The 24,889-nt window shown below is 58.6% G+C and carries 25 protein-coding genes; 12 read left to right on the top strand and 13 right to left on the bottom strand.

Annotated elements, in window-relative coordinates; all coding sequences use genetic code 11:
* Positions 1-46: 46 nt before the first annotated feature.
* Entirely contained in the window at positions 47-1,081 is a 1,035-nt protein-coding gene (locus FHW76_RS10945; protein WP_008805030.1) for an AI-2E family transporter, read from the bottom strand.
* A 441-nt stretch (positions 1,082-1,522) separates the two neighbouring features.
* Here FHW76_RS10945 and kpnE point away from each other — a divergent pair, with 441 nt between their 5' ends.
* The 3 genes from kpnE to FHW76_RS10930 all read left to right on the top strand — a co-directional run bounded on the left by kpnE (position 1,523) and on the right by FHW76_RS10930 (position 4,465).
* Entirely contained in the window at positions 1,523-1,885 is a 363-nt protein-coding gene (gene kpnE / locus FHW76_RS10940; RefSeq protein ID WP_008805029.1) for a multidrug efflux SMR transporter subunit KpnE, read from the top strand.
* Entirely contained in the window at positions 1,872-2,201 is a 330-nt protein-coding gene (gene kpnF, locus FHW76_RS10935) for a multidrug efflux SMR transporter subunit KpnF (protein ID WP_008805028.1), read from the top strand. The genes kpnE and kpnF overlap by 14 nt, the downstream gene beginning before the upstream one ends.
* A gap of 107 nt (positions 2,202-2,308) precedes the next feature.
* The gene (locus tag FHW76_RS10930; RefSeq protein WP_049245799.1) at positions 2,309-4,465 is read left to right on the top strand and encodes a bifunctional diguanylate cyclase/phosphodiesterase; all 2,157 of its coding nucleotides are present in this window, start codon (positions 2,309-2,311) and stop codon (positions 4,463-4,465) included.
* Here FHW76_RS10930 and FHW76_RS10925 read toward each other — a convergent pair whose 3' ends face one another.
* Positions 4,466-5,278, bottom strand: a complete 813-nt coding sequence (locus FHW76_RS10925) for a serine protease (protein WP_183476660.1) — start codon at positions 5,276-5,278, stop codon at positions 4,466-4,468.
* Positions 5,279-5,904: 626 nt separating this feature from the next.
* Between FHW76_RS10925 and FHW76_RS10920 the strand changes: the two genes are divergently transcribed.
* Positions 5,905-6,042, top strand: a complete 138-nt coding sequence (locus FHW76_RS10920) for a hypothetical protein (RefSeq protein WP_153690771.1) — start codon at positions 5,905-5,907, stop codon at positions 6,040-6,042.
* A gap of 173 nt (positions 6,043-6,215) precedes the next feature.
* Here FHW76_RS10920 and asr read toward each other — a convergent pair whose 3' ends face one another.
* Entirely contained in the window at positions 6,216-6,635 is a 420-nt protein-coding gene (gene asr / locus FHW76_RS10915; RefSeq protein WP_043875352.1) for an acid resistance repetitive basic protein Asr, read from the bottom strand.
* 175 nt (positions 6,636-6,810) lie between these two features.
* Positions 6,811-8,298: a carboxypeptidase M32 gene (locus FHW76_RS10910; RefSeq protein ID WP_183476658.1), complete on the bottom strand. Its 1,488-nt coding sequence runs from the start codon at positions 8,296-8,298 to the stop codon at positions 6,811-6,813.
* 216 nt (positions 8,299-8,514) lie between these two features.
* Between FHW76_RS10910 and FHW76_RS26305 the strand changes: the two genes are divergently transcribed.
* Complete coding sequence (locus FHW76_RS26305) at positions 8,515-8,607, top strand: KPN_01571 family protein (protein WP_004206050.1); 93 nt, start codon at positions 8,515-8,517, stop codon at positions 8,605-8,607.
* A 30-nt stretch (positions 8,608-8,637) separates the two neighbouring features.
* On the opposite strand, the gene FHW76_RS10905 is transcribed toward FHW76_RS26305, so the two are convergent.
* Positions 8,638-9,888: an MFS transporter gene (locus FHW76_RS10905; RefSeq protein WP_008805023.1), complete on the bottom strand. Its 1,251-nt coding sequence runs from the start codon at positions 9,886-9,888 to the stop codon at positions 8,638-8,640.
* Positions 9,889-10,018: 130 nt separating this feature from the next.
* Between FHW76_RS10905 and FHW76_RS10900 the strand changes: the two genes are divergently transcribed.
* From FHW76_RS10900 to bioD, 3 genes are all read left to right on the top strand, one after another.
* Positions 10,019-10,921, top strand: a complete 903-nt coding sequence (locus tag FHW76_RS10900; protein ID WP_008805022.1) for a LysR family transcriptional regulator — start codon at positions 10,019-10,021, stop codon at positions 10,919-10,921.
* Between the two features lie 124 nt (positions 10,922-11,045).
* Entirely contained in the window at positions 11,046-12,266 is a 1,221-nt protein-coding gene (mlc, locus tag FHW76_RS10895) for a sugar metabolism global transcriptional regulator Mlc (protein ID WP_032691385.1), read from the top strand.
* A 127-nt stretch (positions 12,267-12,393) separates the two neighbouring features.
* Positions 12,394-13,089, top strand: coding sequence for a dethiobiotin synthase (gene bioD / locus FHW76_RS10890; RefSeq protein WP_012541855.1), 696 nt, complete (start codon positions 12,394-12,396; stop codon positions 13,087-13,089).
* Here bioD and clcB read toward each other — a convergent pair.
* From clcB to FHW76_RS10860, 6 genes are all read right to left on the bottom strand, one after another.
* The gene (clcB, locus tag FHW76_RS10885) at positions 13,042-14,337 is read right to left on the bottom strand and encodes a voltage-gated ClC-type chloride channel ClcB (protein WP_064170109.1); all 1,296 of its coding nucleotides are present in this window, start codon (positions 14,335-14,337) and stop codon (positions 13,042-13,044) included. The two genes, bioD and clcB, sit on opposite strands and share 48 nt — an antisense overlap.
* A 133-nt stretch (positions 14,338-14,470) precedes the next feature.
* On the bottom strand, positions 14,471-15,079 hold the full coding sequence (dmsD, locus tag FHW76_RS10880) for a Tat proofreading chaperone DmsD (RefSeq protein WP_008805018.1): 609 nt from the start codon (positions 15,077-15,079) through the stop codon (positions 14,471-14,473).
* A 41-nt stretch (positions 15,080-15,120) separates the two neighbouring features.
* The gene (locus FHW76_RS10875) at positions 15,121-15,978 is read right to left on the bottom strand and encodes a DmsC/YnfH family molybdoenzyme membrane anchor subunit (RefSeq protein ID WP_044613037.1); all 858 of its coding nucleotides are present in this window, start codon (positions 15,976-15,978) and stop codon (positions 15,121-15,123) included.
* A gap of 1 nt (position 15,979) precedes the next feature.
* Positions 15,980-16,597 (bottom strand): DMSO/selenate family reductase complex B subunit, encoded by a 618-nt coding sequence (locus FHW76_RS10870; protein WP_008805016.1) that lies wholly within the window; start codon positions 16,595-16,597, stop codon positions 15,980-15,982.
* A gap of 10 nt (positions 16,598-16,607) precedes the next feature.
* Complete coding sequence (gene ynfE, locus FHW76_RS10865) at positions 16,608-19,043, bottom strand: selenate/tellurate reductase subunit YnfE (RefSeq protein ID WP_064170108.1); 2,436 nt, start codon at positions 19,041-19,043, stop codon at positions 16,608-16,610.
* Positions 19,044-19,193: 150 nt separating this feature from the next.
* On the bottom strand, positions 19,194-19,463 hold the full coding sequence (locus tag FHW76_RS10860; protein ID WP_023297556.1) for a DUF1161 domain-containing protein: 270 nt from the start codon (positions 19,461-19,463) through the stop codon (positions 19,194-19,196).
* A gap of 101 nt (positions 19,464-19,564) precedes the next feature.
* Here FHW76_RS10860 and FHW76_RS10855 point away from each other — a divergent pair, with 101 nt between their 5' ends.
* Entirely contained in the window at positions 19,565-20,275 is a 711-nt protein-coding gene (locus FHW76_RS10855) for a YnfC family lipoprotein (RefSeq protein WP_008805013.1), read from the top strand.
* On the opposite strand, the gene speG is transcribed toward FHW76_RS10855, so the two are convergent.
* Both speG and FHW76_RS10845 read right to left on the bottom strand, forming a co-directional pair.
* A complete protein-coding gene (speG, locus tag FHW76_RS10850) occupies positions 20,269-20,829 on the bottom strand; it encodes a spermidine N1-acetyltransferase (protein ID WP_008805012.1) in 561 nt (186 codons plus the stop codon). The genes FHW76_RS10855 and speG overlap by 7 nt on opposite strands.
* Before the next feature lie 78 nt (positions 20,830-20,907).
* Positions 20,908-21,249, bottom strand: coding sequence for a DUF1283 family protein (locus FHW76_RS10845; RefSeq protein ID WP_004206035.1), 342 nt, complete (start codon positions 21,247-21,249; stop codon positions 20,908-20,910).
* Between the two features lie 108 nt (positions 21,250-21,357).
* On the opposite strand from FHW76_RS10845, the gene FHW76_RS10840 reads away from it, so the two are divergent.
* From FHW76_RS10840 to FHW76_RS10830, 3 genes are all read left to right on the top strand, one after another.
* Complete coding sequence (locus tag FHW76_RS10840) at positions 21,358-21,720, top strand: YnfA family protein (RefSeq protein ID WP_162493261.1); 363 nt, start codon at positions 21,358-21,360, stop codon at positions 21,718-21,720.
* A gap of 114 nt (positions 21,721-21,834) precedes the next feature.
* Complete coding sequence (locus tag FHW76_RS10835; RefSeq protein ID WP_183476656.1) at positions 21,835-23,118, top strand: MFS transporter; 1,284 nt, start codon at positions 21,835-21,837, stop codon at positions 23,116-23,118.
* Between the two features lie 286 nt (positions 23,119-23,404).
* On the top strand, positions 23,405-24,868 hold the full coding sequence (locus FHW76_RS10830) for a mannitol dehydrogenase family protein (RefSeq protein WP_180233788.1): 1,464 nt from the start codon (positions 23,405-23,407) through the stop codon (positions 24,866-24,868).
* Positions 24,869-24,889 lie beyond the last annotated feature (21 nt).

The raw sequence follows: 24,889 nt of genomic DNA, 5'->3' as shown, positions 1-24,889 counted from the left end.
CGCAGGTGAGCAAGCCGGCCGGCACTCGGCCGGCCGTGAGAAGGGGTTATTCTTTGCTGACATCACTTAATAAGAAAGCAATACTCTGACCGCCGCTGGTCTGCTCGAGGGCAATTTTGGCGATAATCGTCAGTGGCACCGACAGCAGCATGCCGACCGGGCCCAATAGCCAGCCCCAGAAGATCAAGGACAGAAACACTACCAGCGTGGAGAGCCCCAGGCCACGTCCCATCACCCGTGGCTCCAGAATGTTGCCGAACACCAGGTTGACGATCAGGTAGCCGGCCAGGACCACCAGCGCCTCGTACAGCCCGCCAAACACCAGTACCTGCAGGATCGGCGGGATGGCCGCCAGCACGGAGCCAATATTGGGAATATAGTTGAGCGCGAAGGCCAGCAGTCCCCACATGAAGGCGAAGCGCACGTCCAGCAGCACTAGCATGCCCCAGACCACCAGGCCGGTCACCAGGCTAATCGCGGTTTTCAGCACCAGATAATGCGACACGCTGTCGATGGCCCGCTGAATGGCGCCCATCCCTTCAACCGGACGGGACATCAGCTGTTGCAGCTTGGCGGGAAGCTGGGGGACCTCCAGCAGCATAAATACCACCGTCAGCAGCAGCAGAAAAATCGAGGACATCGCGTTCGACAGCTGAGTGAGCAGGCTGGTGACCAGCGTCATCACCGCGTTAGGGTCGATGTATTTATTCAGCTCCACCACCGAGACGGTGAACCCCATGCGCTGCAGCCAGGGGGCGATGGTTTGCATCGGCTCGTAGAGATAGTTGCGATATTGCGGTAAGGTGCGCGCCAGCTCGTTAAGCGAGGTCCCCAGCGAGGCCAGCAGCACAATGGCCAGCATGACGATGAGGCCAATCAGCATCGAGATCGCCAGCACGCGCGGGACCCGGCAGCGGACCAGCAGTTGTACCAACGGATTAATGATCACCGCCAGAAAGAGGGCGAGAATAAAGGGGACAATAATGTCCGCCGCAAAGCGAATGCCGGTAAGGATGATCACCAGCATGCCCAGCATGATGACCATCTTTAATCCGTTAAGTGTAATAATGGGTTTAGCCATAGGTCCCGACCTCAATCTTCCTTGCCTATTAACAGGTTGCGTTACATTAGCATAATGACGTTTTTTTGCAGAAAAAACGCATTGAAGCAAAACGGCGGCGTAAAGAATTGCAAATTCTTTGAATTAAATGTAGCACTATGCTACAAATTTATCTGTGTATAACTACTGAGGACAATTTTCATCCGCAACGGACGAGAAGCAACACCGCGGATAATTGTAATTTTATGGACAATCAGTTCAGGATGTATATTTTAAACCACCCCGCAATCTCTCTCTCTTTTTCCCGTTTTGCCGGCGAGCAGCACTGGCATTCGGCTCTATAGTCACCTTCTCTCTGCCTGAGCTGGCGCCAAGCGCACAGCGAAATCTACGTCAGAAATTTTCCTGTTTACGCCTCGCGTAAACGGTAATGGATTATATTCTCAAGCAGGAGAAGGGATCATGTTTTATTGGATTTTATTAGCTTTAGCTATTGTTGCTGAAATTACCGGCACCTTGTCGATGAAATGGGCGAGCGTGAGCGGTGGTCATACCGGTTTTATTTTAATGCTGGCCATGATTGCTCTGTCATATATTTTTCTTGCCTTTGCGGTTAAAAAAATTGCCCTGGGTGTGGCCTACGCGCTATGGGAAGGGATCGGCATTTTGCTGATTACCGTGTTTAGCGTGCTGTTGTTTGATGAAAGCCTGTCGCCGCTGAAGATCGCCGGCCTGACCACCCTGGTGGTGGGGATCGTCTTAATTAAGTCCGGCACCCAGAAAAAAGCGTCGTCAAAGCAGGAGGTGGCCCATGCAGCAGTTTGAGTGGATCCACGCCGCGTGGCTGGCCGTCGCCATCGTGCTTGAAATCATTGCCAACGTCTTTTTGAAGTTTTCCGATGGCTTCCGCCGCAAAGTCTACGGCATCCTGTCCCTGGCGGCGGTGCTGGGCGCGTTCAGCGCCCTGTCGCAGGCGGTTAAAGGGATCGATCTCTCGGTCGCCTATGCGCTGTGGGGCGGCTTCGGTATCGCGGCGACCATCGCCGCCGGCTGGGTGCTGTTTGGTCAGCGCCTGAATAACAAAGGCTGGGCGGGGCTCATCCTGCTGGTGGCCGGCATGGTGTTAATTAAACTCGCCTGACGTCTCGCCGCCTGCAAAGCCAGGCGGCAAAACAGGTCCTCTGTAGTATGCTTAACTCAAGATCAGCCCCTCGCTGATAGTGTGCCTGGTGACGATGAGGACTGCGCATGTTCACTGCTTTCGGCTGGCGGAAAATTCCTTCCGCCAGGACGTTGTCAATAATGATATTCCTCGCCGGCCTTGGACTCACCGCGTCGGTCATTTCTCTGCTGTATCTCTCACAACACCTGATTGCCAGCAAATCTAATGAAATCGATCAGCAGCGTTCGGTGCTGTCGGTGGAAGGGGCGGTACAGACCTCGGTCAATCGGGTGCTGTCGCTGGTGCTGGACAATGCCATCTGGGATGACGCGGTAACGCAGACCTACGCCCCGTCACTCGATCAGAAATGGCTGTACGATTCCTGGGGATCAGGCTTCAAAATCAATAACCTGTACGATGGTACCTTTGTCCTCGATGAACATTATCGTATCCTGTGGGGCGCCTTTCAGAGCCAGGTGCTGCCCCGGACTGACCTCTCATTTCTAGGGGCTGGCCTGACCAGTCTGATCCACACTCATGCGCAAGCATTGCGTGAGGGAAAAAACGCCTTTGCCGGTATCACGCGCACGGAGGCCGGGATCGCCTTTGTCGGCATCGGCCTGATACGCCCAACGACAGGTCGGCTTCAGGTATTTGATGCGACGCGGCGCTATCTGGTGATAACCCGGCATATCAACCCCCAACTGCTGGAGCGCCTGGGTGACACCTTTCAGATTCGTCATCTGCATCTCGCCGAGGGTCCCGGCGCCTATCGTATTCCGCTGCGAACGCAGGCGGGTGAGGTGCTGGGATACCTGGCCTGGCAGCCGCGCCTGCCTGGCGCTGAAGCGGCGCAGGCCTCGTCAGGCAGCATGGGACTGATCGCCGGGGTGGCGGCCAGCCTGATCCTGCTGTTTATCCTTTTTAGCAGTTTGGGCATGTATAAGCTGGCGCGCGGGGAGCGTCAGGCGCGGGAGATAGCCATGATTGACTGGCTGAGCCGACTGCCTAACCGGCGAGCGCTTCTGCTGCGGTTAAGCCAGGTATGCGAGACGGGGAAACACGATATTCAGTGCGTGGTGTTTATCGATCTGGATGGTTTTAAGGACGTCAATGATAACTATGGTCATGATGTCGGCGACGCCCTGATCCGCCATATCGCCAGCGCCCTACAGACGCGGGTACCGACGGGGGCCATGCTGGCGCGGATGGGCGGGGATGAGTTCGCCATGGCGGTGAGCGGCGCAAAGGCGATTGACCGGGCGGCGGCGTTCGCCTGGGCAGCGCTGGAGCTGCTGAAAGCGCCAGTGACGCTCAGCAAACGCAAAATTTATATCGGCGCCAGCATTGGCATCGCCAGCGGCGCCCCGGCGGAATGTTCCAGTACCGAGCTGTTTCGCCGGGCGGATATCGCCATGTACCACGCCAAGAAGAGCGGGAAGGGGCGGACGGCCTGGTATGACGATGCGCTGGATGCCGTGCGGCGTCATCAACTGATGATTGAGAACGGCATCCGCCAGGGGCTGGAGCAGGATGAATTTGAGGTCTGGTATCAGCCGGTGGTCGATGCCGATACCCTGGCGATGACCGGCGTGGAGGCGCTACTGCGCTGGCCGCGACGCCCGCAGGGGGCGCTGGCGCCGGATGCGTTTATTGCCATCGCCGAGAGCAGCGGCCTGATTGATGCCCTCGGGCAGTTCGTTCTGCAACGCGCCTGCAGCGACCTGCAGCCGGTGGACGATCTCCTTTTGTCGGTGAACATCTCGCCGGCGCAATTTCGCGACCCGGCTTTTGAAAACCGGGTGATGAAGACCGTCGCGGCCTGCCGCTTTCCGCCGTCGCGCCTGCAGGTGGAGGTGACGGAGAGCTATGTGCTGGAAAATCCGGAACGTTCGCAGGCGGTGGTGGAGAATCTGAAGGCCCAGGGTATTGCCGTGGCGCTGGACGATTTTGGCACGGGCTACTCAAGTATTGGCTATTTACGCCGCTTTCGCTTTGATAGCCTGAAGATCGACAAATCTCTCGCCGGGCGGGTGGACAGCGATGAACAGGCGGCGGAGATGGTGCGCGGGACGGTGCGCATTGCCCGCGCGCTGGGGATGACGGTCGTGGCGGAGGGGGTTGAGGATCCGCAGCAGCTGACGCTGCTGCGGCGGGCCGGCTGCGACCGGCTTCAGGGGTACTATTTCAGTAAACCGATGCCGATCGCCGATCTGCTGCAGCGGCGTCAGTCGCAGGGGTGATTACTCTCTGGCCAGTGCTTCCAGCTTATCGCGAAAGCCGGTAACCGAAATGGCGCGGTTGTCAGCCCGCCAGCGATCCTGCGGACCGGGAGCGGAGCTTTGCACGGCGATCACTTGCCAGCCGTCCTCCGTTTTCATCAGCAACGGCGACCCGCTGTCACCAGGCAGCGTATCGCACTGATGCGACAGCACGCTGTTTTGCGCCCAGCCGGTCACGATGCAATCCTGATGGCTGTACAGATTATCCAGATGATCCTCCGGATATCCCGATTGGGTCACTTTACGGTCCGCTGCCTTCAGCGCAGCGGTGAGATCGGCCTTGCTACCCGGGAAGAGTGGGATCGGCGTGATGCCCGAGGGAGCATAGCGCAGTACGATCAGGCCAAAATCTGACGGCGCCGCGGCGGAGGGCACGATCCAGCCATCGCCATCGGCCTTCAGGCGCTTACCTAAGGCCGGATCCACTCGCCCTTCAATGCCGTGAATTTCATATACCCAGCCGCCCTTGCGCGAAATAAAGCGCAGAGCAACCGCTTTGTCCGGTTTGCCGCGCGGAGGCGTCAACAGACAGTGGCCAGCGGTCAGCGCCAGGTGAGGGGAGATAAGCGTCGCTGTGCACAGATTGCCGCTGGCGGTTTCCAGTTGGCCGATCGCATCCCACGGGCTTTCCTCGGGGTGGCTCACCGCTTTTCGGTCATCATGGCCGAAAAACAGCGTCTTAATATCTTTGGCGCTCAGTCCGCTATCATCGGCATGTGCGCCCAGAGGTAACAGATAAAATGAACACAGCAATAACAGAACGTCTCTACGCATATCACTCTCTGGGGAGGCTATGATGTCTATTGACAGTAGCAGGAGATTTAAGTTTTTGAAAGTAAACAATAATTCTAAGCAGGCCAAACCGTTGCCATCAGGCGAGACGGGCTGACGCTGCCGCTGGCAAAACCGTCTGATTTCAAGCGGTTAATACCAGCTGAACGCTGTTGCTATTTCCGCAGAAAGCGACGTCCGACGCAACAAAATTCGTGTATCAGAACGTACTGAACCCGGCGAATAATTCACCAACCGGACATTAAGATTATTCCTGGTTTGCCAGCGATTCGCTGAAAAATAATGCGCTTGCCCGCCAAAACTTCACCAGAATTCGCACTTCTTTACGCCTCTCGTAATTATTTTCAATGCGAAACATTTTCTCACCGAAAACGTTGTTACCGTCACTCCGCCGTTGAGTAAATAGAGAGGTAATACCGGCGATGATAGCCTGAATTCTATTTCCCCGACGTTGGGAGGGTATATGTCTAAAAAAGGTATTCGCGCACTGGTTTATGTTTCCCTGGTCTCAGTTGCTATCTGGGGCGCGACCGGTTATCTGGTGATGGAAGCGGTGCGCGTACTGTGAAGCGTCTGGTCACCGAGAGGTGGCCGGCGCGCGCTAGTTTATGACTACAGTGTCTGGCGTCTTCGGACGCCGGGCATTTTTTGTGCCGCAGGAATTTCAGGGTAATGAGACGCGGGAAGGTGTCGTCAGCGATCGCCGTACGGTATTTATTATTCTGCAAAGCCAGCAGAAGCAGTAAATGAGAGCGTGGCGGAAATGATTAATAGAGGAAAAAGCGGGTAGCAACCACTGCGCAAATGATTAACAGGATCAGGATGAGCTCGAAACGATAGCGCCGCAGCATAGTGCTCTCCAGAAAAAACGGCGCTGAAACAGCGCCGATTATTAAGAAGGTTAGTTCACCGGGAGGAATTATGCTGCCGGCTGTGCAGCAGGTTTAGCGGCCTGGTGTTTAGTGGTTTTGTGGTGTTTTTTTGCAGCCTGCGCTTTCTGTGCTACCGGTTTAGCCGCAGCTTTGTGGTGCTTTTTAGCCGCCTGAGCTTTCTGCGGAGCAGCGGGTTTAGCTTCTACTTTTTTGTGTTTTTTAGCGGCCTGGGCTTTCTGGGCAGCGGCTGGTTTAGCTTCTGCTTTTTTGTGTTTTTTGGCAGCCTGAGCTTTCTGCTCTGCAGCTGGTTTTGCCGCGGCTTTGTGGTGTTTTTTGTGATGGGTGGTCTTGGCAGCAGTGCTGTGGGTAGCAGCCGGTGCCTGAGTGGTGCTTACTGCGTCAGCAGCGAAAGCGGCGGAAGAGAGACCCATAGCAGCGGCAACGACCAGAGCTAATACTTTTTTCATTCTGATATCCTCGAAAAGTTTTCTTAATTTCAACCCCACTGCGGGGCCGGTGAAATCACTATATGCTTGTCTTTTCGAGCTTTCCGTGAGTGTTTGGTATCGGCGTGTAACCGAATGTACAACACGCCTGGCCGTGGGGAGTGGAAGGACGCGCCGGGCAACCCGGCGCGTACGATCACAGATAGCGGTCGGTAAGGTGTTCGCGGAAGTAGCGGCTGTTGAGATCCTCGCCGGTGGCCTGCTGGATCAGCTGCGAGGTGGAGAAGCGGCTGCCATGCTGCCAGATATTCTGCCGCAGCCAGTCGAACAGGGCGCTGAAATCGCCCTCCGCAATATCGCGGTCTAACGTCGGCAGCGCGCGCCGGGTGGCGGCCATCAGCTGGGCGGCATACATCGCACCCAGCGTATAGGAAGGGAAATAGCCGAATCCGCCGTCGGTCCAGTGAATATCCTGCATGCAGCCGTCCCGGTAGTTGCCGGTGGTCGACAGCCCCAGCCAGTGCTGCATCTTCTCGTCCCACAGCGCCGGGATATCATCTACTTCAATCTCGCTGTCAATCAGCGCGCGTTCAATTTCATAACGCAGGATCACATGCGCCGGGTAGCTGACCTCATCGGCATCGACGCGAATAAAGCCCGGTTTCACCCGCTGATTCCAGGCGACAAAGTTGTCGCTGCTAAAGGCTGGTTGATCGCCAAAACGCTCACGCACCGCCGGTAACAGGCGGTTGAGGAAAGGCTCGCTACGTCCCAGCTGCATTTCAAAAAACAGGCTCTGCGACTCGTGGATAGCGGTGGAGCGAGCGAGTCCTACCGGCTGGTCGACCCACGGGCGAGGCAGATTCTGTTCATAGCGGGCGTGGCCGGTTTCGTGGATCACGCCGAACAGGGCGCTGAGCAGGTCGTTTTCGTTGTAGCGGGTGGTGATGCGCACATCCTGCGGGACGCCGCCGCAGAACGGGTGAGCGCTGATGTCGAGGCGCCCGCCGTCGAAGTCAAAGCCGAGGATGCGCATGGCCTGCAGGCCCAGCTCGCGCTGAGCGGCAATCGGGAAAGGCCCCTGCGGGGCGAGTAATGTCTGCGTCGCTTGCTTAGCGACCGCTTGCCGCAGCAGGGAAGGCAGCCAGGACTTGAGGTCGGCAAACAGGCTATCCAGCCGGGCGCTGGTCATATCTGGTTCGAAAATATCGAGCAGCGCGTCGTAGCGTGAGCCGCCTCTGGCATCGGCGCGGATCTGCGCTTCCTGACGGCTCAGCCTGACCACCTCGCGAAGATTGTCGGCAAAGCCAGCCCAGTCGTTAGCGGGACGCTGACTGCGCCAGGCATGCTCACAGCGGCTGCCGGCAAGAGATTTTGCTTCCACCAGGCTCTCCGGCAGCAGCGCGGCCTGATCGTACTGACGCTGCATCTCCCGCAGATTGGCCTGCTCGACGTCGTTGAGGTCCTGCTGGCGGGCCTCCTGCAGCCATTGGCCCACTTTTTTATCGGTCAGGATCTGATGCTGCAGCACGCCGAGCTCCGCCAGCGCTTCGCTCCGGGCGGCGCTGCCACCTGGGGGCATCATCGCAAACATATCCCAGCCAGCGATGGCGGAGAGATGCGAAAAGCGCGACAGGCGCTGAAAGGTACGAGTAAGCTGCTGATAAGGCGTATTTTCAGTCATAGTGGCGTTCGGTCCGTGACAGGTGAATGAACAGGTTATCGGTATCCTTCTACACTATCCTGATACGCCCGGCGGGTCGAGCGTTGCGCATACGGGAAGGGAAAGACACATGGCGGGAGAATAAGCTCACCTCTGTGATCGGTGTGACAGAAAACGGTAACATATCGGTACTAAACTGTGATCGATTACACAGGTCTGGAGGTTCGGGGGTGGTTTATGAATCCGTTCACCTGGCTGTTTATTGCACTGCTGTCCGTTGATGCCGTCAGAGAGTTGATGGGCTTGTCTTCCATTATGGGCATGTGGTGAACCGTGGCCCGCAGGCCACGTCACACGCGACTATTTCAGTCGTTGATGTAAGCAGGTGCCGGTCAACAGCGCGGCAAGGAGCAGCAGCGCGATAAACCCACCGACGCCGTTCCAGCCGTAGTGATGCCAGAATACCCCGCCTAACGTCCCGGCAAGACTTGAACCCAAATAATAGCTGAACAGATACAGCGATGACGCCTGACCGCGGGCGCGGCGGGCGCGTGGGCCAATCCAGCTGCTGGCGACGGAATGCGCGGCGAAGAAGCCAGCGGAAAACAGCAGCATGCCGATGAAAATAAGCCACAGGGAAGAAAAGAGCGTCAGCAGCAGTCCGCAGAGCATGACAGCGGTAAAGCCTAGCATCACCGGTCCGCGGCCAAAGCGTACGGTCATGGCCCCTGCCTTCGGTGAACTCCAGGTCCCGGTGAGATAAGCTACCGACAGCAGGCCTACCACCGCCTGGCTTAGCGACCATGGCGACATCATCAGCCGGTAGCCAATATAGTTAAACAGGGTGACAAAAGCGCCCATCAGCAGAAAACCTTCGACGAACAGCAGCGGCAGACCGCGGTCGCGCCAGTGCAGACGGAAGTTGATCAGCAAGTTTTTCGGTCGCAGCGAGGTCGAGCGGAAATGGCGCGACTCGGGCAGAATGCGCCAGAACATGATGGCCGCGGCCAGCGCGAAGCCACTGATCACCGCCAGCGCCACGCGCCAGCCGAAGAAATCGGTAAAGACCCCGGTCAGCAAGCGGCCGCTCATGCCGCCGATGGAGTTGCCGCTGATATATAACCCCATCGAAAAGGCGACGAAACTGGGGTGGATCTCCTCACTCAGGTAGGTCATGCCGACCGCCGCCACGCCGCTCAGCGACAGGCCGATCAGGGCACGCATAATGAGGATGCCGTGCCAGCTGGTCATCATGGTCGACAGCAGCGAGCAGCAGGCGGCCAGCAGAAGGGCGGTGACCATCACCGGCTTGCGCCCGATGGCGTCGGACAGCGGGCCGGTAAACAACAGGCCCACCGCAAGCATCGCCGTGGAAATGGAGAGTGAAATACTGCTGCTGGCCGGGGAGACGCCGAACTCGTTCGACAGCACCGGCAGGATCGGTTGCACGCAGTAGAGCAGAGCAAAGGTGGCCAAACCGGCGGAGAACAGCGCGAGGGTGACGCGCATAAATTGCGGGGTGCCGCGCTTAATAAACTGATCCGGGCGGGATGCACCAGCGACGCTGACCTCGCCCGCCGGCACGGTGTCAACGGTTGTTGTACGACTCACAGAGAATTCCTTGCGTAGAAGTTGCTGCTTACCAACAGAATGTTGTGACCATTCAGCTCACATTTTTAGGGTATGAAAATGTAAATATTCTGTCTAATATATTAATAATCTCAAATAAGACGTTTTAAATATGAATATCGAGTTGCGTCATCTGCGCTATTTTGTCGCCGTCGCCGAGGAATTACATTTTGGCCGGGCCGCAGCGCGACTGAATATTTCTCAACCGCCGTTAAGCCAGCAAATTCAGATCCTCGAGCAGCAGACCGGTGCCCGCCTGTTCGCGCGCACCAATCGCAGCGTCAGTCTGACGGCGGCCGGAAAGCAGTTTCTCGCCGATAGCCGACAAATTCTTGCCCAGGTGGATGACGCGGCCGCCCGCGCTGCGCGTCTGCATCACGGTGAAACCGGCGAACTGCGTATCGGCTTTACCTCCTCGGCCCCCTTTATCAAGGCGGTATCCGATACGTTGTCGATGTTTCGTCAGCGCTACCCGGATGTGCATATTTTGACCCGCGAGACCAACACTCGCGAACAGATTGTGCCACTGAGCGAGGGGGCTCTCGATCTGGGGCTCCTGCGCAATACCCAACTGCCGGACACCCTGGCGTGGGAGCGGGTGCTGCGCGAGCCGTTGCTGGCGATGGTCCCGGCCGACCATCCGCTGGCCCGCCAGCCCTCGGTCAGCCTGGCGGCGCTGGCGCGCGAACCCTTCGTCTTTTTCGACCCGCACGTGGGTACCGGCCTGTATGACGATATCCTCGGCTTGCTGCGTCGTTACGGTCATACGCCGGTGATTGCCCAGGAGGTGGGGGAGGCGATGACCATTATTGGTCTGGTGGCCGCCGGACTGGGGGTGTCTATCCTGCCGGCCTCCTTTCAGCGCGTACAGCTCAGTGAAATGCGCTGGCTGCCGATCGACGAACAGGATGCGGTGTCGGAGATGTGGCTGGTGTGGTCGAAACATCATGAACAGGGAGCGCTGGCAAAACGCTTTCGCGAGTCGCTGCTGGCCTGGAAAACCGAGCACAATTGAGGCGAAAAGGGGCTGGAAATGTGCGGTAAATCACAAGGCTAAGTAAAAATTTGACGTTCACCATCGAAGTGCTTCACCATAGCCGAAAGTTTATTTCGAAGCGCGAAAATAAAGGGAGTCAATGGTGGTAGCGGATAGTCAACCAGGCCATATCGATCAAATTAAGCAGACCAATGCGGGCGCCGTGTATCGCCTGATTGATCAGCTCGGCCCGGTATCGCGTATCGACCTCTCCCGATTTGCGCAACTGGCTCCCGCCAGCATCACCAAGATTGTCCGCGAGATGCTGGAAGCGCATCTGGTGCAGGAGACGGAGATCCAGGAGCCCGGCAGCCGTGGCCGCCCGGCGGTGGGGTTGATGGTAGAAACCGAGGCCTGGCACTATCTTGCGGTGCGCATCAGCCGCGGCGAAATCCACCTTTCGCTGCGTGATTTAAGCAGTCAGCTGGTGGTGGAGGATCAGCTGGAGCTGGCCCTCACCGACAGCACGCCGTTTCTGACCCGTATTATTGATCATATCGATCGGTTCTTTATTCGCCACCAGAAGAAGCTGGAACGGCTCACCTCCATCGCCATGACGATGCCGGGTATTATTGATACCGAAAATGGCATTATTCATCGCATGCCGTTTTATGAGGATGTCAAAGATGTGCCGCTGGGCGATGTGCTGGCCAACCATACCGGGGTGCCGGTCTACATTCAGCATGACATCAGCGCCTGGACTATGGCGGAATCGTTGTTCGGCGCCTCGCGCGGCGCCCGGGATGTCATTCAGGTGGTCATCGATCATAACGTCGGCGCCGGGGTTATCACCGACGGACGCCTGCTGCATGCTGGCAGCAGCAGCCTGGTGGAGATCGGCCATACTCAGGTCGATCCCTACGGCAAGCGCTGCTACTGCGGCAACCATGGCTGTCTGGAAACCATTGCCAGCGTAGAGAGCGTGCTGGAGCTGGCGCAGATGCGCATGGCCCAGTCGATGAGCTCGCTGCTGCACCAGCGTCCGCTGAGCGTGGAGTGGCTGTGCCAGGCCGCGCTGCAGGGCGATCTGCTGGCCAGAGACATTATCAGCGGCGTGGGTAACCACGTCGGGCGGATTCTGGCGATCATGGTCAATCTGTTTAACCCGCAGAAAATTCTGATTGGCTCGCCGTTTAATCTGGCGGCAGATATCCTTTTTCCGGCAATTTCCAGCTGCATTCGGCAACAATCGCTCCCGGCCTACAGCCAGCATATCGCGGTTGAAAGCACCCAATTTTCCAATCGTGGCACGATGGCTGGCGCGGCGCTGGTCAAGGATGCGCTCTATAACGGATCCTTACTCATACGACTGTTACAGGGTTAACATTTTTTCATAGTCACACCAAAAATTGCGCTATCTCAAGCCGACCTCTGGCGGCATCACGTAGACTTTGCCCACTGTTGATTATTTCTCTCCCGTATATTTCATCGACAAAACTGTGGGGTTAGTGATGTTTAAGCGTTTCTTTATTACAGGTACAGACACCTCTGTCGGGAAGACAGTGGTTTCCCGTGCGCTGTTGCAGGCACTTGCTGCCAGAGGCAAAAGCGTGGCCGGGTACAAGCCTGTGGCGAAGGGCAGCAAAGAGACGCCAGACGGTTTGCGTAACAAAGACGCGCTGGTGCTGCAGAGCGTCTCCACGCTGGCGTTGCCGTATGAGGCTGTCAATCCCATAGCGTTAAGTGAAGACGAAAGCAGCGTGGCGCACAGCTGCCCGATCAACTACGGTTTGCTGTCGGATGGTTTGCAGCGACTGGCCGGTCAGGTCGATCACGTGGTGGTTGAAGGCACCGGCGGCTGGCGCAGCCTGATGAACGACCTGCGACCGCTCTCCGAATGGGTGGTACAGGAGCAGCTCCCGGTGCTGATGGTGGTGGGGATCCAGGAGGGGTGTATCAACCATGCGCTGCTGACGGCCCAGGCGATCGCCAATGACGGGCTGCCGCTGATCGGCTGGGTGGCCAACCGCATCAACCCCGGTCTCGCGCACTACGCTGAAATCATCGATGTCCTCAGTAAGAAGCTGCCGGCGCCGCTGATTGGCGAGCTGCCGTACCTGCCGCGCGCCGAACAGCGTGAGCTGAGCCGCTACGTCGACTTAGACATGCTCGGCAACGTGATGGCGATAGATCGAATCCCGGCGTAACGTCCGCGACAGCACCGACGCCACCACGCAGGTGATCAGCAGGCCGGGCAGCAGCGCATACTGCCCGGTCATCTCACAAATCATCAGGGTCGACATGATTGGCGCATGGGTGGTGGCAGCCAGAAACGCCGCCATGCCGGTCAGACCGATCATCATAGCCATCTCTTCATTCCCCGGTAGCCATAGCCCGCTGACGCTGGCAAACAGCATGCCCATCGCCAGGCCGACAAACAGCGTGGGGGTAAAGACCCCGCCCGGCGCGCCGGAGCCGCTGCTGGCCAGCACCGCCAGCAGTTTGCACAGGAAAACGCCGGCCAGCAGTACGCCGGACGGCGGCATCTGCAAATAGCTTTGCACCACGCTGTAGCCGTTGCCCCACACCGCCGGGGTGATGAGCGATAAGCCGCCGACAATCAGCCCCCCCAGCGCCAGCTGCCACGGCGGCGTCAGTTTCAGTTTGACGAACCCGCGGTGGCTGTAGTCCATCAGCCAGATAAACAGCGGGCCGCACAGCCCGGCCAGCAGGCCAGTCGCCAGCATTAAACCATAGTGCAGCGCGCTGAGGTTCTGCTGCAGGACGACGTGGTACAGCGGCGCGGCGCCGCCGTTGAGGAATTGCGTCAACAGCAGGGCGATCACCGCTGAGATAACGACCGGCCCAAGCGAGGCCAGCATCAGCGTGCCAAAGAGAATTTCAGCAATAAACAGGCTGCCGGCCAGCGGGGCATGATAGGCGCTGGCCATCCCGGCAGCCGCGCCGCAGGCGACCCACAGCTTCCATTCAGTCTGCGGCGTGAAGCGGCGGGCGAACAGCGATGCCGCCAGCGCGGCCAGCAGGATCATGGCGCCTTCCCGGCCAATTGCGCTGCCGGTGACCACGACCAGCAATGACGCCAGCGATTTCACCAGACTTGCCGGCGTATCGAAGCAACCGTCGCCGGTCTCCAGGGCTTCCATATAATCGGTGGCGGCATGCGGGCGCGCGATGCTGCGTCGCTGCCACAGCCAGAGAAGTGCCCCTGCCGTCAGGCCGCCCAGCGCGGGGGTAATCAGTCGCCGCCACGCCGGCAGCGACTGCGCCGCGTTGACCAGGCTCCCGCTGTCATTGCCAAGAAACAGCGTTTCCAGCACCACCATCGCATGGCGAAACAGCGCCACCGCCAGGGCGGCGAGAAGGCCAATCAGGGTGGCGATCAGCAGGCGGCGAAACATCACCTGCACATCAGGATAGGGATGAAGACGGTGCATCAGTTACGGCGAGGTTCGGAAAACATGGCCTTATTGTGATAGGGAATAACCTTAGATGCAAAAGCGATAAGTGCGGGTGAGGGGCTGGGAAGCGACGAAATAAAACCGCGCCGGATACCGGCGCGGTGAAGGGTTAACGATAGAGCGCTTTTTCCGCCACGGCGATCGGCAGATTCTCCTGCCACTGCGCCAGCGTTGCCTGCGCCAGCTGACCCAGCGCCTGGTAGAAGGGGTGGGCGGCATGGTCGACAAAGACGCTCAGGAAGCGCCCGGACCACGGCAGCAGGTGCCAGGCCAGCAGCTGGGCAAACAACGCATCCTGCTCCGTCTCGCACAGCCATGCCGCCAGCAGCAGCAGGGTGCCGAAATGATCTTCCGGTTCGTTACGCTCGGCGTCCAGTGCGATGCCGTTCGTGCGCATCCACTCGCGCAGGGCCAGCGTGGAATCGCCAAACAGCACTGACTCTTTATCCAGCCAGACGGATCCCCATGGCGGCGCCGGCAGGGCCCACGGGCCGATAAACAGGCGTTGCCAGGCTTCTGGTAATGACTCTTCCGTCGACGCGGCAAAGGCTGACGCCAGTGGGGCGGTTACCGGGAAGGGCCACTGTTGCTGCCAGCTGCCGTCCTGGAAGGCGGCGACCAGCGGCGCAATGTGCGCGCTATTCGGCGCATAAGAGAACAGCGCGCCCAGGGTGCGAGCGCTTAACGCGACAGCGTCGCGGTTTGGGATCGGCATCATTACTTATTCCTTTCTGCGGCGCGCGCCAGCGCGCCGTCTCATTAACCGGCAACTGCCATACCGACGGTCATATGCAGACCATAAAACAGGCCGCGACCAATACATTCCGCGATCAAGACCAGCAGCAGGCCGATCAGCAGCCCCGTAGCGCGCGGCGGTTGGCGGCGGATCAGCGGACACAGCCAGCAGCCAAGACCGAGAGCCAGCAGTATCAGGCGTAACGCCTGGAGTTTGCCGTAATCTGGCAGCAGGGTGGCTGCCTGCTGGACTGAACTGTGAATGGTACTGAGTCCGGCGCTTTGCATGATGATAACGACGGCGCCGATTGCCAGCGCGGCCACGCTGAGTCCGGCAAAAAACCAGCCGTTAAAGTCGACTTTCGCCAGCCGCAGCAGCAGGGCGGCGAACAGCGGCCCGCTGAGGAGCACCGTCAGGAAGAACGCGCTGGTAGTGTAGCCATTGTACCATGTTGGCACAGTATCGATTTGGTAAACCCGGGTCATCGCCAGAACAAACAGCAGGCCTAACAGCATGGCGATCACCAGCCAGGCTTTACCCAGCGCCGCCGGCATTTTGCCCACTACCGCCAGCAGCCACCAGAATCCTCCCACGGCGAAGAACAAGGCGCCGCTGGCGATTTCATTGCTCAGCGCCGAGGCGCCGACGCGGTTCAGCGAGTTAAACGCGCGCAGCGGCGAACCGAGATGCATCACCGAAGCCAGAAAACCAATGCCCATCAGCAGCCAGATAAAAAACATGCTGCGCACCAGCCGCTGCTGCGCTTCGCGTTGGTTTGTCAGCGATAGCCAGCCCAGCCCGCTGACGAGGGTCGCGCCGACCACGCATTGCCCCAGTACCGTAAACAGCACCAGCGGCCATTCATGCCATCCGCTTCCCATCTCACACCTCCTTTGGATTTGCCAGATAACCGGTGGTATCGCCACACGGACGGGCATTGGCGTTAGGTTTAATTACGATACTCGGCCTGGTAAAGTGCGCCGACGGCAGCGGGGCCACTGCGGCCAGCTGGCCGTGCTTGGCGCGCAGCTCGGCAATCGGCCCGAAATCGAGCGCACGCAGCGGGCAGGACTCGACACAGATCGGTTTTTTCCCCTCGGCGACGCGCTCGTGACAGCCGTCGCACTTGGTCATGTGGCCTTTGTCGGCGTTGTACTGCGGGGCGCCGTACGGGCAGGCCATATGGCAGTAGCGGCAGCCAATGCACACCGCTTCGTTGACCACCACAAAACCATCGTCGCGCTTGTGCATCGCCCCACTTGGGCAGACCTTGGTGCAGGCCGGATCTTCGCAGTGGTTACAGGCGATGGAGAGGTAGTAGGCGAACACATTCTGCTGCCAGACGCCGTTGTCCTCCTGCCAGTCGCCGCCGGCATACTCATAGATGCGGCGGAAGCTGACCTCCGGGGTGAGATTCTTGTAGTCCTTACAGGCCAGTTCGCAGGTTTTACACCCGGTACAGCGAGCGGAATCGATAAAGAATCCATATTGCGTGCTCATGGTTTACTCCTTAAACCTTTTCGATGTCGACCAGGTTGGTATGCTGTGGATTCCCCTTCGCCAGCGGCGATGGGCGGTGGGTGGTCAGCGTATTCATGCAGGCGCCATGGTCGATCCGGTCTCCGGCCATATTCGCGTCGTGCCAGGCGCCCTGGCCCATCGCCGACACGCCCGGCATGATGCGTGGCGTCACTTTCGCCGGAAGACGGACTTCGCCGCGCTGATTAAAGACGCGCACCATATCGCCGTTTTTAATCCCGCGTTTTTCCGCGTCAAGCGGATTGAGCCACACCTCCTGGCGACAGGCCGCTTGTAATACATCGACGTTGCCGTAGCTGGAGTGGGTGCGCGCTTTATAGTGGAAACCAAACAGCTGCAGCGGATACTGACTGCGCAGCGGATCGTCCCAGCCTTCAAATGTGGAGGCGTAGACCGGCAGCGGGCTGATAACTTCGTCTTTCTCCAGCTGCCAGTGGGCGGCGATCTCGGCGAGACGGCTGGAGTAGATTTCAATTTTGCCGGACGGGGTTTTGAGCGGATGCGCTTCAGGATCGCGGCGGAAGTCGCGATAGGCGACGAAGTGGCCGTTCGGATCTTTACGCTTGTAGATGCCCATCTGTTTCAGGTCGTCGTAGCCAGGTAGCGCCGGGTCTTTCGCCACCATTTTGGCATACAGATGCTGCAGCCACTGCGCCTGCGTGCGCCGCTCGGTAAAACGTTGATGCACGTCGTCGCCGAGCCGTTTCGCCACTTCACTTAAGATCCAGTAAATCGGTTTGCGTTCGAACTTCGCCGAGGTAGCAGGCTGGATAAAAATGAGATAGCCCATATTGCCGGCGTAGTCGTTGGGAATAATATCTTCCTGCTCAACGGTCATCAGATCGGGTAGCAGCAGGTCGGCGTATTTCGCCGACGAGGTCATAAAGTTGTCGATAACCACAATGGTCTCGCACTTGCTTTCGTCCTGCAGGATCTCGTGGGTCTTATTGATGTCGGAGTGCTGGTTGATGATGGTGTTGCCCGCGTAGTTCCACAGGAACTTGATCGGCACATCCAGCTTCTCTTTGCCGCGCACGCCGTCGCGGGTGGCGGTCATCTCCGGGCCTCGAGCGATGGCGTCGGTCCAGGTGAAGCAGGAGATGGCGGTCTTCACCGGATTTTCCAGCACCGGCAGACGTTCGATAGTGATGGTGTAGGTTGATTCGCGGGCGCCGCTGTTGCCGCCGTTGATGCCGACGTTGCCGGTTAAAATCGGCAGCATGGCGATCGCGCGGGCGGAGAGTTCGCCGTTGGCCTGGCGCTGCGGTCCCCAGCCCTGGCAAATATAAGCCGGTTTACTCATGCCGATTTCGCGCGCCAGCTTAATGATGCGATCGGCGGGGATGCCGGTAATACGCGAGGCCCACTGCGGTGTTTTGGCGACGCCGTCGTCACCCTCGCCAAGAATATACGCTTTGTAGTGGCCGTTTACCGGCGCCCCGACCGGCAGCGTTTTCTCATCGTAGCCAACGCAGTATTTGTCAAGGAATGGCTGGTCGACGAGATCCTCGTTTATCAGCACCCAGGCGATACCGGCGACCAGCGCGGCGTCCGTGCCGGGACGAATAGGGATCCACTCATCTTCCCGACCGGCGGCGGTATCGGTGTAGCGCGGGTCGATAACGATCATCCGCGCGTTAGAGCGCTCGCGAGCCTGCTCCAGATACCAGGTAATGCCGCCGCCGCTCATCCGGGTTTCCGCCGGGTTATTGCCGAACATCACCACCAGCTTGCTGTTTTCAATATCCGAAGTACTGTTGCCGTCGTTGCTGCCGTAGGTATAGGGCATCGCGCAGGCAATCTGTGCGGTGCTGTAGGTACCGTACTGGTTAAGCGAGCCGCCGTAGCAGTTCATCAGCCGCGCTACCGGCGACGCTGAAGGCGACGAACGGGTGATGTTGCCGCCGACGATCCCCGAAGAGTAGTTAATGTACACGGCTTCATTGCCATACTGGGCAACGGTGCTTTTCAGACGGTCAGCGAGGATATCCAGCGCCTCCTGCCAGCTGATGCGTTCAAATTTGCCTTCCCCGCGCTTGCCGACGCGCTTCATGGGATAGTTAAGGCGATCCGGATGATTGATGCGCCGACGAATAGAGCGCCCGCGCAGGCAGGCGCGGACCTGGTGGTCGCCGTAGCGGTCGTCGCCGGTATTATCCGTTTCGACGTAAACCACTTCATCATCCCGCACGTGCAGCCGCAGGGCGCAGCGGCTACCGCAGTTGACCGAACAGGCGCCCCAGACAATGCGGGTGTTGTCGCCAGTAGCCTGTTGTACTGCTGCCGCGGCGCTGCGCAGTGTAAAGGGCAGGGTAAGCCCGCCGGCGGCCAGCGCCAGAGAGCTGAGGGCTGTGGATTTGAGTAGCGCGCGTCGGGAGACGCCGCCGGGGGATTCCTGATTCGACATTGCTCACTCCATGATAGTTATGCTGTGCGGAGAAGGGCCGCCACGTCATTAACAGACGCAGGGGTGAGCGATAATACGTTATGGGTAGCCAGCAGATCTTATCCCTGGTCAATGCAGGGATAAGATCTTTCATTTGAAACCGAAGTGGGCTTACTGAGCGTCGTTTTCGGCGGGACTGTCGCTGTTACGCGTATAGGTGATTTTGAAGGTGTCATTGGCGCAATGACCGACCACCTGAACCCCGGGCTGGTCTGCCTGATCGTTTGGCACAATGGCCAGGCTGAAGGCGGTTTCCGGTACGCCATTGTTGATGATCTTCTGCTGGATGTCGCTTTTGACCCGTTCACAAGAGTCGGGGGCCGCCAGCACGGCCGTGGAGCACAGCAGTAGTGCGGCGCCTGTCCAGAGGGATAGTTTCATCTTACACTCCTTATCGATGTTATCCAGAATTAAGCATAGCAGAACTGGTGTAAACAATTGTATTTGCTAATATGATCTGGTGTACACAAAAGGAATCGCCTGTGAAAAGATTGTATTGGCTGATCCCGGCAGCGCTGCTGCTGACGGCGTGCGACCGCCAAAGCGCCCCGGAAGCCTTCACCCCGGAGATGGCGAGTTTTTCCAATGAGTTTGAGTTCGATCCGCTGCGCGGGCCGGTGAAAGATTTTAGCCAGACGCTATTGGATGAACACGATGTGGTGGTCAAGAAGGTGAGCGCTCAGCTGTCAAAAGAGGGATGTTTCGATCTGCTGACCCTGGAAGATGTGGAGAACAATACCGGCGCCACGCTGCTGCTGGATGCCAACTATTACGTCGATGGGCGCACCCACGAGAAGCGACTGCGCCTGCAGGGCAAGTGTCAGCTGGCAGAGATGCCCGCCACGGGGGTGAGTTGGGAGACGGATGATAACGGTTTTATTATTCGCGCCCGTGGCAAAGAGACCACCGCCACCTACCGCTATGACAGCGATGGCTATCCGCTGGGAAAAACCACCACCGCCAAAGAAGAGCAATTTACCGTCGCTTCCACGCCGTCGAAAGATCCGCGCAAGAAAATGGACTACACCGCCATCAGCACCTTCAACGAACGCACGCTGGGCACGGTACGCCAGACCTGCGACTACGATCGCCACGACAATCCGCTGAGCTGTGAGCTGCAGGTGATTGATGAAAGCGTGCAGCCGCCGCTGACACGCCATTACACCATCAAGAACCGCATTGATTATTACTGAGCCGTCGGCTTCAGCAGGGCCGGTCCTGGGGTTTTGTGTTCGGCCAGATACTGGTGCTGGAACAGACACATGCGAATGGTGTTGCGGTACTCGCCGTTAATGAAAAACTCATGGATGAGTTCACCCTCGACGATAAAGCCAAGCTTGCGGTAAATATGGATCGCTTTTTCATTCTCTTTATCGACAATCAAATACAGCTTATACAGATTAAGAACCGTAAAACCGTAGTCCATGGCCAGCCGCGCCGCGCGAGTGGCAAGGCCTTTTCCCTGGAAGTCCGGTGAGATAATGATCTGGAACTCGGCCCGCCGATGAACATGGTTGATTTCAACCAGCTCTACCAGCCCGGCTTTATCGCCATTGCATTCGATGACAAAGCGACGCTCGCTTTGATCGTGGATATGTTTGTCGTACAGATCGGAGAGCTCAACGAAGGCCTCGTACGGCTCTTCAAACCAGTAGCGCATGACGCTGGCGTTGTTATCGAGCTGGTGGACAAAGCGCAAATCTTCCCGTTCGAGGGGGCGGAGTTTGACGTGTAGCGCGTCGGTCATGGGTAATCCTGTGGTTAAAGCTGAACAGCGCGTTATGAAAGGCGGCGCCCGCAGGCGCCAGCGTTGACAGGAAGCGGATCAGGGATTGATTGCCCGGCCGGTGCGGCGGTCAAGGCAGCGCAGAGTGTTCGGCTCCCAGTAGGCATTGACGTTGGCGCTCTTCTGGCAGTTATCCTGCGCGTCGAAGGCCACATCGGTTTTGTCCCACTCTTTTTCCGCCCGCTTATTGACCTTCTGGCGCAGGCTGCGGGTGTCGTTCCATTGCTCTTTTTCCATCGACGCCTGCTGACGGCTTTGCGCGCTGTCGCCAGATTCAATCACCAGCCGGTCGGTGGCGGCGAAGGAGCTGGAGGTATAGACCACGGCGCTCAACGCCAGAATGGCGGTCAGGCACCAGCGTTTGTTCAGTGTCATGTTCATCACGGTTTCCTTTAAGTGATGGGTTAACCCTCAGGCTAAGTTTACTACAGCTCTTTTGCCGGGCATAGCCGACAAAACAGCGTGGGGCAGAAGCCATTATCGCGTAGAATGGTTCAACGCTTTGTCTCATTTACGAATCTTTTAATGCTCAAAACAACGCTCCTGTTCTTTGCCACCGCCCTGTGCGAAATCATCGGCTGCTATCTGCCGTGGCTATGGTTAAAGCGCGGGGCCACGCCGCTGCTGTTGATCCCCACCGGCCTGGCGCTGGCGCTGTTTGTCTGGCTCCTGACGCTCCATCCTGCCGCCAGCGGGCGGGTCTATGCCGCCTACGGTGGGGTGTACGTCTGTACCGCCTTGCTCTGGCTGCGGGTCGTGGATGGCGTCAAGCTCAGCCATTACGACTGGGCCGGGGCGATCATCGCCCTGTGCGGCATGCTGATCATCGTGGCGGGCTGGGGGCGGGCCTGAGCTCGCCTTGTGTGATCGCTGCCACTTTTTTAAACCTTAATTCTTGTATGGTAGTCGACCTGTTGCCTTACTTATCAGACATTCTCTTTTGTTATGACTCTGTAAGGAACAACGATGGCTATCGAGACACTTGCCGCCCGGACGGGGGCGACGCCGCTGCGTATCCGTCGGGTGCAGAAGATCACCCTGACGCTGCTGTTTATCGCCGGTATCGTCAACTTTCTTGACCGCTCTTCGCTGAGCGTCGCCGGGGAGGCGATACGCGCCGACCTGGGACTCAGCGCCACCGAGTTTGGGGTGCTGCTCTCCGCCTTTTCGCTCTCCTACGGCTTCGCACAATTGCCGTCGGGAATATTGCTGGATCGCGTTGGACCGCGCATTGTGCTCGGCGCCGGACTGATTTTCTGGTCCGCAATGCAGGCCCTGACCGGGATGGTCAATTCGTTCTCGCATTTTATTCTGCTGCGCATTGGCCTCGGGATTGGTGAAGCGCCATTTATGCCCGCCGGTGTGAAATCAATCAATGACTGGTATGCGCAAAGAGAGCGCGGTACGGCGGTGGGGATATTTAACTCCTCGACGGTGCTGGGGCAGGCCATTGCGCCACCGGCTCTGGTTATTATGCAACTGGCCTGGGGCTGGCGAACGATGTTTGTGGTGATTGGCTTAGCCGGTATCGTGATCGGTCTGTGCTGGTATGTGGGCTACCGAAATCGCCGGCACTTCACCCTTATGGAAGAGGAGCAGCAGTATCTGGCCAGCGAGGAGGTGGCCCGCCCGGCGCTGAAATTTAGCGAATGGCTGGCTCTGTTTAAACGGCGCACCACCTGGGGGATGATTCTGGGCTTTTCCGGTGTGAACTACACCGGCTGGCTGTATATCGCCTGGTTGCCCGGCTATTTGCAGGCACAGCAGGGATTAAGCCTGGCCCGTACCGGCTGGGTGGCGGCGATCCCGTTCCTTGCGGCGGCGGTGGGGATGTGGGTCAATGGCCTGGTGGTCGATGCCCTGGCGCGCAGAGGTTACGATCTGGCGAAAACCCGGAAAACGGCGATCGTGATCGGTCTGGTGCTGTCGGCCCTGGGCACCCTGCTGGTGGTGCAATCCTCCACGCCGACCCAGGCGGTGGCTTTTATCTCCATGGCGCTGTTTTGCGTCCATTTTGCCGGGACGTCGGCCTGGGGGCTGGTGCAGGTATTGGTGGCAGAGCATAAAGTGGCTTCGGTGGCAGCGATCCAGAACTTTGGCAGCTTTGTGTTTGCCTCCTTTGCGCCGATCGTCACCGGGTGGGTGGTGGATACCACTCATTCTTTTAATCTGGCGCTGGTGATCGCCGCCGGCGTGACCTTCACCGGGGCGTTGTGCTACTTCTTTATCGTTAAAACCCGTATCGACTAACCGCCAGACCGGACTCCCGGTTAAATGACAGGCCCGCAGGGACGCGTGGCCGGTGTGTCATTCGTCGACTTCTTTTATTTCCTCGCGGCGACTGTTTCCCATTCCATCAGCGATGATTTTGTGACGGTTCACTCCCGGCAGCGAACCGATCATATCTTCTTGTATGGTAGTTGACAGAAATCAAAGATGTTATACCAATTGCGTGCGATGGTTGAGACACAAAGGCATTCTCCTCGAGAGTTCTCCCCGAGAATGGTTGATGAGACACATAACAACGAGAGTCATCATGGAAAACACCCTTTTAACCGCCAACGCCATGCTGCCAGGCTACGATCGCAGCGCGCTGATCCCCCGTATCGTGCACCTTGGTTTTGGCGCATTCCACCGCGCCCATCAGGCGGTATATGCCGATATTCTTGCCAGTGAACATGGCAGCGACTGGGGCTATACCGAAGTCAATCTCATCGGCGGCGAGCAGCAGATCGCCGACCTCCGCCAGCAGGATCGGCTGTACACTGTGGCCGAAATGTCCGCCGACGCCTGGACCGCACGCGTGGTTGGGGTGGTGAAGCAGGCGCTGCACGCCCAGGTTGATGGCCTCGAAGCGGTGCTGGCGGCGATGTGTGAGCCTCAGGTAGCCATTGTCTCCCTGACCATTACCGAGAAAGGTTATTGTCATTCGCCGGCCAGCGGCGAGCTGCAGCTCGATCACCCGCTGATCGTCGCCGATCTGCACAACCCGCGCCAGCCAAAATCGGCGCCGGGCGTGGTGGTGGAGGCTCTGGCTCGCCGTCGGGCGGCAGGCTTGCCGGCTTTTACCGTGATGTCCTGCGACAACATGCCGGAAAACGGTCACGTGATGCGCAATGTCGTCTGCGCCTACGCCCGGGCGCTGGACGCGGAGCTGGCGGCCTGGATTGAACAGAACGTCACCTTCCCATCGACCATGGTGGACCGCATTGTCCCGGCCGTTACCGCGGAAACCCTCGATAAAATTGAACAACTGACCGGCGTGCGCGACCCGGCCGGGGTGGCCTGCGAACCTTTCCGGCAGTGGGTGATTGAGGATAACTTTGTTGCCGGACGTCCGCAGTGGGAAAAAGCGGGAGCGGAACTGGTCGCCGATGTAGTGCCTTTTGAAGAGATGAAGCTGAGGATGCTCAACGGTAGCCACTCGTTCCTGGCGTACCTGGGCTATCTGGCCGGTTATCAGCACATCAACGACTGTATGCAGGATGACAACTACCGCCGCGCGGCGCTGGCGCTGATGCTGGACGAACAGGCGCCGACGCTGAAAGTGCAGGGGGTGGATCTTCCGCGCTATGCCAGTCTGCTAATTGACCGCTACTGCAATCCGGCGCTGAAGCACCGTACCTGGCAGATAGCCATGGACGGCAGCCAGAAGTTGCCGCAGCGCATGCTGGACTCCGTACGCTGGCATCTGGCGCACCAGCAAGATTTCACGCTGCTGGCGCTCGGTGTGGCGGGCTGGATGCGCTATGTCGGCGGCGTTGACGATGCCGGCCAGGCGATTGAGATTTGCGATCCGCTGTTGCCGGTTATCCAACAGGCGGTGGCGGCCAGCGCCGAGGGTGAAGCGCGGGTGAAAGCGCTGCTGGGTATTGAGGCGATCTTCGGCCTGGCGTTGCCGCAGGAGCCCCGTTTCGTCTCGGCGGTGACCCGCGCCTATCTGGCGCTGCAGCGGCAGGGGGCCAAAGCCACTGTCGCCGCGTGGGCTGCCGAGCAATAATCCGCTTCCGGTGTCGGCCTC

This window comes from Klebsiella sp. RC2 (assembly GCF_014192815.1).
GTDB classification, from domain to species: Bacteria; Pseudomonadota; Gammaproteobacteria; order Enterobacterales; family Enterobacteriaceae; genus Klebsiella; species Klebsiella variicola.
The sequence above is the reverse complement of the archived record's forward strand: the minus strand, read 5'-3'. Positions and strand labels throughout refer to the sequence as shown.

Excerpts from the sequence above, each read along its gene's own strand:
- FHW76_RS10945 (WP_008805030.1), bottom strand. The coding sequence starts at position 1,081 with ATGGCTAAACCCATTATTACACTTAACGGATTAAAGATGGTCATCATG.
- kpnE (WP_008805029.1), top strand. The coding sequence starts at position 1,523 with ATGTTTTATTGGATTTTATTAGCTTTAGCTATTGTTGCTGAAATTACC.
- kpnF (WP_008805028.1), top strand. The coding sequence starts at position 1,872 with ATGCAGCAGTTTGAGTGGATCCACGCCGCGTGGCTGGCCGTCGCCATC.
- FHW76_RS10930 (WP_049245799.1), top strand. The coding sequence starts at position 2,309 with ATGTTCACTGCTTTCGGCTGGCGGAAAATTCCTTCCGCCAGGACGTTG.
- FHW76_RS10925 (WP_183476660.1), bottom strand. The coding sequence starts at position 5,278 with ATGCGTAGAGACGTTCTGTTATTGCTGTGTTCATTTTATCTGTTACCT.
- FHW76_RS10920 (WP_153690771.1), top strand. The coding sequence starts at position 5,905 with ATGACTACAGTGTCTGGCGTCTTCGGACGCCGGGCATTTTTTGTGCCG.
- asr (WP_043875352.1), bottom strand. The coding sequence starts at position 6,635 with ATGAAAAAAGTATTAGCTCTGGTCGTTGCCGCTGCTATGGGTCTCTCT.
- FHW76_RS10910 (WP_183476658.1), bottom strand. The coding sequence starts at position 8,298 with ATGACTGAAAATACGCCTTATCAGCAGCTTACTCGTACCTTTCAGCGC.
- FHW76_RS26305 (WP_004206050.1), top strand. The coding sequence starts at position 8,515 with ATGAATCCGTTCACCTGGCTGTTTATTGCACTGCTGTCCGTTGATGCC.
- FHW76_RS10900 (WP_008805022.1), top strand. The coding sequence starts at position 10,019 with ATGAATATCGAGTTGCGTCATCTGCGCTATTTTGTCGCCGTCGCCGAG.
- bioD (WP_012541855.1), top strand. The coding sequence starts at position 12,394 with ATGTTTAAGCGTTTCTTTATTACAGGTACAGACACCTCTGTCGGGAAG.
- clcB (WP_064170109.1), bottom strand. The coding sequence starts at position 14,337 with ATGCACCGTCTTCATCCCTATCCTGATGTGCAGGTGATGTTTCGCCGC.
- dmsD (WP_008805018.1), bottom strand. The coding sequence starts at position 15,079 with ATGATGCCGATCCCAAACCGCGACGCTGTCGCGTTAAGCGCTCGCACC.
- FHW76_RS10875 (WP_044613037.1), bottom strand. The coding sequence starts at position 15,978 with ATGGGAAGCGGATGGCATGAATGGCCGCTGGTGCTGTTTACGGTACTG.
- FHW76_RS10870 (WP_008805016.1), bottom strand. The coding sequence starts at position 16,597 with ATGAGCACGCAATATGGATTCTTTATCGATTCCGCTCGCTGTACCGGG.
- ynfE (WP_064170108.1), bottom strand. The coding sequence starts at position 19,043 with ATGTCGAATCAGGAATCCCCCGGCGGCGTCTCCCGACGCGCGCTACTC.
- FHW76_RS10860 (WP_023297556.1), bottom strand. The coding sequence starts at position 19,463 with ATGAAACTATCCCTCTGGACAGGCGCCGCACTACTGCTGTGCTCCACG.
- speG (WP_008805012.1), bottom strand. The coding sequence starts at position 20,829 with ATGACCGACGCGCTACACGTCAAACTCCGCCCCCTCGAACGGGAAGAT.
- FHW76_RS10845 (WP_004206035.1), bottom strand. The coding sequence starts at position 21,249 with ATGAACATGACACTGAACAAACGCTGGTGCCTGACCGCCATTCTGGCG.
- FHW76_RS10840 (WP_162493261.1), top strand. The coding sequence starts at position 21,358 with ATGGTTCAACGCTTTGTCTCATTTACGAATCTTTTAATGCTCAAAACA.
- FHW76_RS10835 (WP_183476656.1), top strand. The coding sequence starts at position 21,835 with ATGGCTATCGAGACACTTGCCGCCCGGACGGGGGCGACGCCGCTGCGT.
- FHW76_RS10830 (WP_180233788.1), top strand. The coding sequence starts at position 23,405 with ATGGAAAACACCCTTTTAACCGCCAACGCCATGCTGCCAGGCTACGAT.